Source organism: Alphaproteobacteria bacterium, assembly GCA_030680745.1.
In the GTDB taxonomy this organism is placed as follows: domain Bacteria; phylum Pseudomonadota; class Alphaproteobacteria; order JAUXUR01; family JAUXUR01; genus JAUXUR01.
In genome coordinates this window covers 23,885-33,665 of record JAUXUR010000051.1, presented here as the reverse complement: position 1 = coordinate 33,665, position 9,781 = coordinate 23,885, and the positions used below count along the sequence as shown (strand labels likewise).

At 39.9% G+C, this 9,781-nt stretch carries 22 protein-coding genes; all 22 read left to right on the top strand.

Going from position 1 to position 9,781, the window contains the following annotated elements; genetic code table 11:
* Positions 1–485 (top strand): EF-Tu/IF-2/RF-3 family GTPase (locus Q8L85_05925; protein MDP1724223.1); only part of this gene is annotated, 485 nt, incomplete at its 5' end.
* Positions 486–578: 93 nt separating this feature from the next.
* Positions 579–887 carry a 30S ribosomal protein S10 gene (rpsJ, locus tag Q8L85_05920; protein ID MDP1724222.1) on the top strand — a complete coding sequence of 103 codons (309 nt, stop codon included), beginning with the start codon at positions 579–581 and terminating at the stop codon, positions 885–887.
* A gap of 11 nt (positions 888–898) precedes the next feature.
* Positions 899–1,633 (top strand): 50S ribosomal protein L3, encoded by a 735-nt coding sequence (gene rplC / locus Q8L85_05915; protein ID MDP1724221.1) that lies wholly within the window; start codon positions 899–901, stop codon positions 1,631–1,633.
* 18 nt (positions 1,634–1,651) lie between these two features.
* Positions 1,652–2,269, top strand: coding sequence for a 50S ribosomal protein L4 (gene rplD / locus Q8L85_05910; GenBank protein ID MDP1724220.1), 618 nt, complete (start codon positions 1,652–1,654; stop codon positions 2,267–2,269).
* Complete coding sequence (locus tag Q8L85_05905; GenBank protein ID MDP1724219.1) at positions 2,269–2,601, top strand: 50S ribosomal protein L23; 333 nt, start codon at positions 2,269–2,271, stop codon at positions 2,599–2,601. The genes rplD and Q8L85_05905 overlap by 1 nt, the downstream gene beginning before the upstream one ends.
* 1 nt (position 2,602) lies before the next feature.
* Entirely contained in the window at positions 2,603–3,430 is an 828-nt protein-coding gene (gene rplB / locus Q8L85_05900) for a 50S ribosomal protein L2 (GenBank protein ID MDP1724218.1), read from the top strand.
* Positions 3,431–3,442: 12 nt separating this feature from the next.
* On the top strand, positions 3,443–3,721 hold the full coding sequence (gene rpsS, locus Q8L85_05895) for a 30S ribosomal protein S19 (protein MDP1724217.1): 279 nt from the start codon (positions 3,443–3,445) through the stop codon (positions 3,719–3,721).
* A gap of 1 nt (position 3,722) precedes the next feature.
* The gene (gene rplV, locus Q8L85_05890) at positions 3,723–4,088 is read left to right on the top strand and encodes a 50S ribosomal protein L22 (GenBank protein ID MDP1724216.1); all 366 of its coding nucleotides are present in this window, start codon (positions 3,723–3,725) and stop codon (positions 4,086–4,088) included.
* Complete coding sequence (gene rpsC, locus Q8L85_05885) at positions 4,088–4,774, top strand: 30S ribosomal protein S3 (GenBank protein MDP1724215.1); 687 nt, start codon at positions 4,088–4,090, stop codon at positions 4,772–4,774. The genes rplV and rpsC overlap by 1 nt, the downstream gene beginning before the upstream one ends.
* Before the next feature lie 9 nt (positions 4,775–4,783).
* Complete coding sequence (rplP, locus tag Q8L85_05880) at positions 4,784–5,203, top strand: 50S ribosomal protein L16 (GenBank protein ID MDP1724214.1); 420 nt, start codon at positions 4,784–4,786, stop codon at positions 5,201–5,203.
* Between the two features lies 1 nt (position 5,204).
* Positions 5,205–5,402, top strand: coding sequence for a 50S ribosomal protein L29 (gene rpmC, locus Q8L85_05875; protein ID MDP1724213.1), 198 nt, complete (start codon positions 5,205–5,207; stop codon positions 5,400–5,402).
* Between the two features lie 9 nt (positions 5,403–5,411).
* Positions 5,412–5,648 carry a 30S ribosomal protein S17 gene (rpsQ, locus tag Q8L85_05870; protein ID MDP1724212.1) on the top strand — a complete coding sequence of 79 codons (237 nt, stop codon included), beginning with the start codon at positions 5,412–5,414 and terminating at the stop codon, positions 5,646–5,648.
* A 31-nt stretch (positions 5,649–5,679) separates the two neighbouring features.
* Complete coding sequence (gene rplN / locus Q8L85_05865) at positions 5,680–6,048, top strand: 50S ribosomal protein L14 (protein MDP1724211.1); 369 nt, start codon at positions 5,680–5,682, stop codon at positions 6,046–6,048.
* Between the two features lie 12 nt (positions 6,049–6,060).
* Entirely contained in the window at positions 6,061–6,369 is a 309-nt protein-coding gene (rplX, locus tag Q8L85_05860) for a 50S ribosomal protein L24 (protein ID MDP1724210.1), read from the top strand.
* Between the two features lie 11 nt (positions 6,370–6,380).
* Positions 6,381–6,923, top strand: a complete 543-nt coding sequence (gene rplE, locus Q8L85_05855; GenBank protein MDP1724209.1) for a 50S ribosomal protein L5 — start codon at positions 6,381–6,383, stop codon at positions 6,921–6,923.
* Positions 6,924–6,930: 7 nt separating this feature from the next.
* Positions 6,931–7,236: a 30S ribosomal protein S14 gene (rpsN, locus tag Q8L85_05850; protein MDP1724208.1), complete on the top strand. Its 306-nt coding sequence runs from the start codon at positions 6,931–6,933 to the stop codon at positions 7,234–7,236.
* 9 nt (positions 7,237–7,245) lie between these two features.
* Positions 7,246–7,644, top strand: coding sequence for a 30S ribosomal protein S8 (gene rpsH, locus Q8L85_05845; GenBank protein ID MDP1724207.1), 399 nt, complete (start codon positions 7,246–7,248; stop codon positions 7,642–7,644).
* A 10-nt stretch (positions 7,645–7,654) separates the two neighbouring features.
* A complete protein-coding gene (rplF, locus tag Q8L85_05840; protein ID MDP1724206.1) occupies positions 7,655–8,191 on the top strand; it encodes a 50S ribosomal protein L6 in 537 nt (178 codons plus the stop codon).
* Positions 8,192–8,212: 21 nt separating this feature from the next.
* Positions 8,213–8,566: a 50S ribosomal protein L18 gene (gene rplR, locus Q8L85_05835; protein ID MDP1724205.1), complete on the top strand. Its 354-nt coding sequence runs from the start codon at positions 8,213–8,215 to the stop codon at positions 8,564–8,566.
* Between the two features lie 10 nt (positions 8,567–8,576).
* Positions 8,577–9,113, top strand: coding sequence for a 30S ribosomal protein S5 (rpsE, locus tag Q8L85_05830; GenBank protein MDP1724204.1), 537 nt, complete (start codon positions 8,577–8,579; stop codon positions 9,111–9,113).
* Between the two features lie 4 nt (positions 9,114–9,117).
* On the top strand, positions 9,118–9,303 hold the full coding sequence (gene rpmD, locus Q8L85_05825; protein ID MDP1724203.1) for a 50S ribosomal protein L30: 186 nt from the start codon (positions 9,118–9,120) through the stop codon (positions 9,301–9,303).
* Positions 9,304–9,313: 10 nt separating this feature from the next.
* Entirely contained in the window at positions 9,314–9,781 is a 468-nt protein-coding gene (gene rplO, locus Q8L85_05820) for a 50S ribosomal protein L15 (GenBank protein MDP1724202.1), read from the top strand.

The following is a 9,781-nucleotide window of genomic DNA, read 5'->3' as shown; positions in this document are numbered from 1 at the left end:
GTGGCGTTGTTAAAGTCGGCGAAGAAATGGAAATTGTTGGCGTTAAACCAACACAAAAAACAATCGTCACTGGCGTTGAAATGTTCCGTAAGCTTCTTGATCAAGGTCAAGCAGGCGATAATATCGGCGCACTTCTTCGTGGTACAAAGCGTGAAGATGTTGAACGTGGTCAAGTTTTAGCAAAACCAGGTACAATTAATCCTCATACAAAATTCACTTGCGAAGCTTATATTCTTAGCAAGGAAGAAGGTGGTCGTCATACGCCATTCTTTACCAATTATCGTCCACAATTCTACTTCCGTACAACGGATGTGACCGGTGTTTGCACATTACCATCTGGTATGGAAATGGTTATGCCTGGTGACAACGTAACACTTGATGTAGAATTGATTTGCCCAATCGCTATGGACGAAGGCTTACGTTTCGCGATTCGCGAAGGTGGTCGTACAGTTGGTGCTGGCGTTGTTGCGAAAATCATTGCTTAATTAAGAATTTTCTGTCAGAGTGTCTGAACTTCAGTCTGCTCTGACAGATTATATTATAGTTGCGCGCAAGCGTAGCTTTTAATGGATGCTATAATGGAAAACCAGAATATTAGAATAAGACTAAAGGCTTACGATCATCGCGTTCTTGATCAATCTGCTAACGAGATTGTCAATACGGCGAAAAGAACCGGAGCCCGCGTGTGTGGACCAATTCCATTGCCCACGCATATCCATAAGTTCACAGTCAACCGTTCACCGCACATCGACAAAAAGTCGCGTGAACAGTTCGAAATGAGAACACACAAACGATTATTGGATATAATTGAACCAACCCCTCAGACCGTTGACGCGCTCATGAAGTTAGAGCTTGCAGCTGGTGTTGATGTTGAGATTAAGCTATAGAGGTGAAATAAATGCGCACCGGTCTAATTGCTGAAAAGCTAGGGATGATGCGAATATTTACAGAAACTGGTGAACATGTTCCTGTAACCGTATTAAAAATTGACAATTGTCAAGTTGTCAATGTCAAGACTAAAGAACGTGATGGATATACTGCGCTTCAACTTGGTGTTGGTGCTGCAAAGATAAAAAACACATCAAAACCAATGCGTGGTCATTACGCAATAGCTAAGGTTGAGCCAAAAAAACATATGCGCGAATTTCGTGTGTGTGATGATGCGGTTGTAGCTATCGGCGCTCAATTATTGCCATCACATTTTGTGGTTGGACAATTTGTTGATGTCGTCGGCAAAAGCCTTGGTAAGGGTTTTGCGGGTGCTATGAAGCGTCACAATTTTCATGGGCTTCGTGCATCGCATGGTGTGTCACTCACGCATCGTAGTCATGGTTCTACGGGTAATCGTACAGATCCAGGTAAAGTTTTCAAAAACAAGAAAATGGCTGGTCAATTAGGTGCCGAACGCGTTACTGTTCAAAATTTACGTGTTGTTTCAACTGACGATGAACGCGGTCTTATTTTTGTTAAAGGGCCAGTACCTGGTCATAAAGGTTCATATCTTTATGTAAGTGATGCATTCAAGCGTCAACTTCCAGAATCTGCACCTTACCCCGCAGCATGTATTATGCCTCAGGCCTCTGCTCAAGAAGTGCAACAAGTTGCATCTCCTGTGCAAGAAACCGAGCAATGATTGTAGAGGGATTCAGAGATGCAGTTTAATTTAGTAAATTTAAAAAACGAAAATCTTGGTCAGCTTGATTTATCTGATCATATTTTCGCGGGACCTGTAAGGCAGGACATTTTAGCCCGTGTTGTTTTATGGCAATTGGCCAAAAGACGTGCTGGGACGCATTCTGCAAAAAATATTAGCGCCGTAACGGGTACAACAAAGAAACCTTGGAAGCAAAAAGGGACTGGTCGTGCCCGTCAAGGTAGCTTAAGATCTGTACAGTTCAGAAAAGGTGCTGTTGCACATGGTCCAGTACCAAGATCGCACGAACATTCTTTAACTAAAAAGGTTAGACAGTTTGGTTTAAGAAGCGCTATCGCTTCTAAGCGTGAAGCTGGCAATTTAATTATTGTTGATAATCTTCATGTTGAAAACCATAGAACAAAAGAAATGATTAATACGCTTCAAAATATGGGTATTCAATCAGCACTCTTTATTGATGGTTCGGCCGTTAACGAATCGTTCAAATCAGCTATTTGCAATATTAAAAATATTGATGCGCTTCCATCAATTGGTGCAAATGTCTACGACATTTTACGTCGTGAAAAATTGATTTTAACGAAAGAAGCAGTAGAAAATTTAGAGGCTCGCTTATAATGAAACGTGGATGGGGTTGTTATCAACCGAAAAAACCAATTTCTGATGAAAAGATTTATCAGACAATTACACGTCCGATCGTAACAGAAAAGACAACAACTATTGGTCAGTTTGGACAAATAGTATTTGAAGTGCCTTTAACTGCGACGAAAGAAGACGTTAAGCAAGCTGTTGAAAAAATTTTCAAAGTTAAGGTTGAGCGCGTAAATACGCTTATCCGTAAAGGAAAGACAAAAATCTTCAAAGGTAGACGTGGCCAACGATCTGATATGAAAAAAGCCATTGTCACTGTTAAAGAAGGTCAATTTATTGATGTGACGGCTGGGGTCTAAGATGGCACTTAAAAGTTTTAAACCAACAACGCCTTCAACACGACAACTTGTTATAGTTGATCGTAGTGAGCTCTGGAAAGGGAAACCTGAAAGGACACTCACGGAAGGTTTAAACAAAAAAGCAGGTCGTAATAATAGCGGCCGTATAACTGTTTGGCACCAAGGTGGCGGTCATAAAAGACGGTATCGTTTGATCGACTTCAAACGTACCAAATGGGACATGTCAGCAACTGTTGAACGGATTGAATATGATCCAAACCGAACAGCTTTTATTGCGTTGATTAAATATGAAGATGGTGAATTAGCCTATATTTTAGCACCGCAACGTTTGTCAGCTGGTGATAAAGTTATTGCTGGTAATAAAGTTGACGTGAAGCCTGGCAATGCAATGCCACTTAAAAGTATGCCCGTTGGTACCATCATCCATAATATCGAGATGAAACCTGGTAAAGGCGGTCAATTGGCACGTTCAGCTGGAACTTATGCACAGCTTGCAGGTCGTGATGGTGCGAATGCGCAAATTAAACTTACTTCTGGTGAGTTGCGTTTGATTTCATCTGATTGTATTGCAAGTGTTGGCGCTGTTTCCAATCCAGACCAAAAGAACATCAACCTTGGTAAAGCTGGTCGTAGCCGTTGGCTTGGACGTCGTCCGGTTGTCCGTGGTGTTGCCATGAATCCAATTGATCACCCTCATGGTGGTGGTGAAGGTAAAACATCAGGTGGACGTCATCCAGTGACGCCATGGGGTAAATCAACTAAAGGTAAGCGTACTAGAAATAATAAGCGCACAGATGCATTTATTATTCGTAGACGTTATCAATCGTAAGGACGTTTGAATATGGCTCGTTCAATTTGGAAAGGACCTTTTGTCGACGGATTCTTAATTAAAAAAGCTGAGGCTGTTAAGGATTCTGGACGAAAGGAAATTATTAAAACTTGGTCACGCAGATCAACAATTATTCCGCAATTTGTTGGCGTTACCTTTGGTGTTTATAACGGTAAAAAATTTATTCCTGTATATGTGACTGAACATATGATTGGACATAAATTGGGTGAATTTTCAGCAACCCGTACCTATTATGGTCATACTGCTGACAAGAAAGCGAAGAGAGGCTAATATGTCACGTATTGCACATCTTGAAAACGAAGCTGTTGCTGTTCGTGATAATATTCGCACAAGCACGCGTAAATTAGACATGGTTGCAGCCCTTATTCGGGGCATGCGCGCCGCTGATGCTCTAACAACTCTCACTTTTTGTAAAAAAAGAGTTGCAATAGAAGTGAAAAAGGCGTTAAAATCTGCGATTGCCAATGCAGAAAATAATAACTCCTTGGACGTTGATAGTCTCTATGTTCAGGAAGCTTATGTTGGTAAAGGCATTAAGATGCGTCGTTTTAGGCCACAAGCCAAAGGACGTGCCGCACCGATTATTAAAATGTTTAGTCGATTGACCATCATTGTTGCAGAAAGGGAGCTTAATTAATGGGACAGAAGGTTAACCCCATTGGTTTAAGGTTAGGAATCAATAGAACTTGGGATTCAAGATGGTTTGCTGGTAAAAACTATGCAACCTATCTCCACCAAGATTTAAAGATACGTGAATATGTTCACGCTAAACTTTCACAAGCTGGTATTAGCCGCGTCGTTATTGAACGCGCTGCTAGTAAAGCAAGAATTACAATCCATTCTGCAAGACCTGGTGTTGTTATCGGTCGTAAGGGTGCTGATATTGATAAATTGCGTGCTGAGCTCACAAAAATCAATAAATCAGAAGTCACTTTAAATATCGTAGAAGTACGTAAACCTGAACTTGATGCAAAGCTTGTTGCTAAAAATATTGCAGAACAGCTTGAAAGACGTGTTGGTTTTAGACGTGCGATGAAAAAAGCAATGCAAGCTTCTTTCAGAGCGGGTGCGTTGGGTCTTCGTATTAATACAAGTGGTCGTTTAGGCGGCGCTGAAATTGCACGTATGGAATGGTATCGTGAAGGACGTGTGCCTTTACATACATTGCGCGCTGATATAGATTATGGTGAAGCAACTGCACGTACAACAGCTGGTGCTGTTGGCGTAAAAGTATGGATTTATCGTGGTGATATTATGGATCATGATCCATATGCACTCGATAAAAAAATGTCAGATCAACAAAACACTCGTGTAGCACTTTGAGAGTAGATCATGTTAGCGCCAAAAAAAACTAAATTTAGAAAGGCACATAAAGGTCGTATTCATGGCCTTGCGAAGGGTGCCACAACATTGCATTTTGGTTCCTATGGTATGAAAGCCCTAGAACCAGGTCGTGTAACAGCGCGTCAAATCGAGTCAGCTCGACGTGCGATTACACGTTGTATGAAACGTGCAGGGAAACTCTGGATACGCATTTTCCCTGATGTTCCTGTATCAAGTAAACCAGCTGAAGTTCGTATGGGTAGTGGAAAAGGTTCTGTGGAATATTGGGCCGCCCGTGTGAAGCCAGGTCGAATAATGTTTGAACTTGAAGGGGTCTCGAAAGAGGTTGCTCAAGAAGCATTGGGATTAGCCGGGGAAAAACTCGCTATTGGCTGGAAAATCGTATCACGCATCGGAGTTGAGCAGTAGGATGAAAGCTACAGAATTACGACTAAAAGAGAATGCTCAATTGAAAGAAGATTTAGTTCAGTTACGTAAAGAACAATTAAGTCTTCGTTTTCAAAGAGCAAACGGCAAGCTAAAAAACACAGCACGTTTTAAAATTATAAGACGTGATATAGCTCGGTTAAAGACTGTGATGACTGAAACATTACAAACAACGAATTAAAGGTGTAAAATGCCAAGACGTGTATTACAAGGGGTTGTTGTTTCAGACAAATGTAACAAGACAGTAACCGTAAAAATTGAACGTATGTATAAGCATCCTATTTATAAGAAGTTTATTAAACGTTCGAAAAAATATGCCGCCCATGATGAGCTAAACCAGTTCAAAATTGGTGATCTCATAAAAATTATTGAAACACGGCCCTTATCTAAATCGAAAAGATGGGAAGTCGTTATTGAAAATAATTAGTTAATAAGTTTGCCTTATTAAGGAATTAGGAATGATACAGGTTGAATCAAGATTGCAAGTTGCCGACAACTCAGGTGCCCGCGAAGTGCAATGTATTAAAGTTTTAGGTGGCACAGGCAGGCGCACAGCGTCGGTTGGTGATGTCATCGTGGTTGCTGTGAAGGATGCAATTCCCCGCGGTAAAGTTAAAAAAGGTGACGTACAACGTGCTGTCATCGTGCGTACGGTTAAAGCTGTGCGTCGTATTGATGGTAGTTATATTCGATTTGATCGTAATGCAGCTGTCCTTATCAATAAAGCAGGTGATCCAATAGGCACACGTATTTTTGGACCTGTTACACGTGAGTTAAGAAGTAAGGGTTATATGAAAATTATTTCTCTTGCGCCAGAGGTGCTATAAATGGCTATAAAAATGAAAATAAAGCGTGGTGACGACGTTGTTGTCATCGCAGGAAAAGACAAGGGTAAAACTGGGAAAGTACGTGAAGTATTCCCAAAAGAATCCCGTGTGAAGGTTGAAGGCATCAATATTGTCAAGAAACATAAAAAACCAACGCAATTAGACGCGGGTGGGATTGTTGACAAAGAGCTTTCAATTCATGTATCTAATGTAGCACATATAGATCCAGAATCCCAAAAACCTACGCGCATTGGTTATAAGTTAGTTGATGGTAAAAAATCTCGCTTTGCTAAAGCAAGTGGATCTCTTATTGATAGGTAATGTGAATCAAAATGGTCCGTTTAAGAAAAAAATATAATGACGAAATTAAGCAAGCTCTTATAAAAGAGTTTTCTTATAAAAATTCGATGCAAGTGCCAAAACTTGAAAAAATTGTTATTAATATGGGTGTTGGCGAAGCTGCACGTGATTCTAAAAAAATTGATTCAGCCGTATCTGATTTAACGTTGATTTCTGGTCAAAAGCCGCAAGTAACGAAAGCAAAAAAATCTATTGCTGCTTTCAAGCTTCGTGAAGGCATGAATCTTGGTTGCAAAGTTACTTTGCGTGGCGATCGGATGTTTGAATTTCTAGATCGTCTTGTGACTATCGCTTTACCTCGTGTACGCGATTTCAGAGGTCTCTCTGATAAAAGCTTCGATGGTCGTGGTAATTATGCGCTTGGTTTAAAAGAGCAAATCGTTTTCCCGGAAATCAATTACGATAAAATTGATAAAGTACGTGGAATGGATATTATTATCGTTACGAGTGCAAAAACAAATGCTGAAGCAAAATCTTTGCTCGTCGCATTTGATGTGCCAATCATTAAAAGGTAATTGAGCAATGGCGAAAACAAGTTCAGTTGAAAAAAATAAAAGAAGACAAAAACTCGTCGTGCAATTTAAGGCAAGACGTTCTTCTTTAAAAACCATCATTCAAAATAAAGAAGTGACTGATGAAGATAGATTTGATGCTGTTTTAAAACTTGCACAACTTCCACGCAACAGCGCACGTGTACGTGTTCGTAATCGCTGTGAGCTGACAGGTCGTCCAAGAGGATATTATCGTAAATATAAACTTGCTCGCGTTGCGCTCAGGTTATTGTGTTCTTCAGGGATGATCCCTGGTGTTGTTAAATCAAGTTGGTAGGATAATCACATGGTCATGAGTGATCCAGTTGCTGATATGTTAACACGAATTCGTAATGCCCAGCAGGCAGGACTCAACCGTGTAACATGTGCAGTCTCTAAACATAAAGAACAAATTCTTAATCTTATGCAACGTGAAGGTTATATTCGCGGTTTCAAGCATCGAGAAATAAGACCAGGCATCGCTGAATTTGATGTCGATTTGAAATATTATGATGGGGCACCTGTTATTTCTTTCATTAAAAAAATTTCCAAACCAGGAAGACGTATGTATTCAGATGTGAATGCGTTACCAAAAGTCTATAATGGTTTAGGAATTGCAATTATTTCAACGCCCAAAGGTTTGATGACGGATGCTGAAGCACGTCAGGCAAATGTTGGTGGTGAAGTTATTTGCCAGATTTTCTAGGAGCGATTTAATGTCCCGTGTAGGTAAATATCCCGTTTCTATTCCTGAAGGCGTTGCTGTCACAATAGATAACAATATTGTAAAAGCAAAAGGCAAATTGGGTGAGTTATCACTTCAATTGACACCGCTTGTGATTGTTGAGAAACATGATAATTTAATTCAAGTTAACCCTGTTGATAAAGACGAGAAAAAATCTCGTATGATGTGGGGAACAACTAAAAGATTAATTGAGAACATTGTTAAAGGTGTATCTCAAGGCTTTGTAAGAAATCTTGAAATTAACGGCGTTGGTTTTAAGGCTGCAATCCAAGATAAGGTTTTAGTTTTAAATCTTGGCTTTAGTCATGAAATTCGTTATCCTATTCCTCAAGATATTACTATTGTCTGTCCTAAACCTACTGCAATTACCATTTCTGGTACCAACAAAGAAAAAGTTGGCAAAATTGCATCTGATATACGTGGTTATAAACCACCTGAACCTTACAAAGGTAAAGGCATAAAGTATGATGATGAAGTAGTTTTAAGAAAAGAAGGTAAGAAGAAATAACCGTAATTAAGTGGTCCTAAAATGAAATTGAACCAAAATTTCGAGCGTCGTAGAACAAGAGAACGTCATAGATTAGCCCAGGTTAATAATGGACGTATGCGTCTTACTGTATTTCGCTCCAATTCAAATATTTATGCTCAAATTATTGATGATAATAAATCTATAACATTGGCATCTGCGTCTTCTTTAGATAAAGCTTTATCTATTAAAGGTAAAGGCAACGTAGAATCAGCAATTGCAGTTGGCAAACTTATTGCAGAACGTGCGAAAACTAGTGGTGTGACTCAAGTGTTTTTTGATCGTGGTGGATATCTTTTCCATGGCCGTATCAAAGCGTTGGCCGATGCTGCTCGTGAAAATGGTTTAGAATTTTAAGGAAAATATGATGGCACGTCAATCATCTGCAGAACGTCAACCCAGAGATGAAGTTGAATTATTTGAGAAGCTTGTTTCCGTAAACCGTGTTGCAAAAGTTGTTAGAGGCGGACGTCGTTTCGCTTTCGCCGCAATTATTGTCGTTGGTGATGGTAAAGGACGCGTTGGTTTTGCAACAGGTAAGGCACGTGAAGTACCTGAAGCTGTGACAAAGGCGACGACAAAAGCTAAACGTAATATGCTTCGTGTCTATTTGCGTGAAGGTCGTACACTCCATCATGATGTAACTGGTTGCTATGGTGCTGGTTCTGTTGTTTTAAGGTCTGCGCCTGCTGGTACTGGTATTATTGCTGGTGGACCAATGCGTGCGATTTTTGAAGCATTGGGCATTCAAGACATTGTTGCAAAATCAATTGGTAGTACAAATCCACATAATATGATTCGTGCAACTTTAAACGCATTACAAAATTTATGTGCGCCTAAAGTTGTCGCGCAAAAACGTGGTAAAAGAATCGGCGAGATTATCGGCCGACGTGATGGTGAATAGGATCATGACAAAACAAAAAACAGTTACTTTAAAGCAAGTTAAAAGCCCTATCGGTAGACCGAAAGATCAAACGGCTACATTGATAGGATTGCGTTTAAATAAAATGAATCGTACATCTACAATTATCGATACACCTGAAAATCGTGGTATGATTCAAAAAGTTGCTCACTTAATACAAATAGTCGAATAATTGGTGCGTCATGAAACTTAATGAAATTAGAGATAATCCAGGGGCACGTCAGCCTAGAAAACGCGTAGGACGTGGTATTGGTTCTGGACTTGGTAAAACATCCGGTAAAGGTCAAAAAGGTCAGAAATCACGTAAAGGTGTTTCTATTGGTACCTTCGAGGGTGGTCAAATGCCACTTTACAGACGTTTGCCTAAACGTGGTTTTGTGAATATTTTCAGAAAAGATGTTTCTATCATCAATTTTGAACTCATTCAACAAGCCATCGACCGTGCATCCCTTAGTAAAGATGTCGTTATTAGTGCTGAAGTTTTAAAAGAAGCTGGTGTCATTCGTAAGAATGCAGGCATCGTTAAACTTCTCGCTAAAGGTGAACTTAAACAACCTTTACAATTTAAAATTCAAGCAGCTTCTACTGCCGCTATTGAAAAAGTTAAATCCCTTGGTGGCAATGTCACACTTTTAGATGCTAATGTTTAA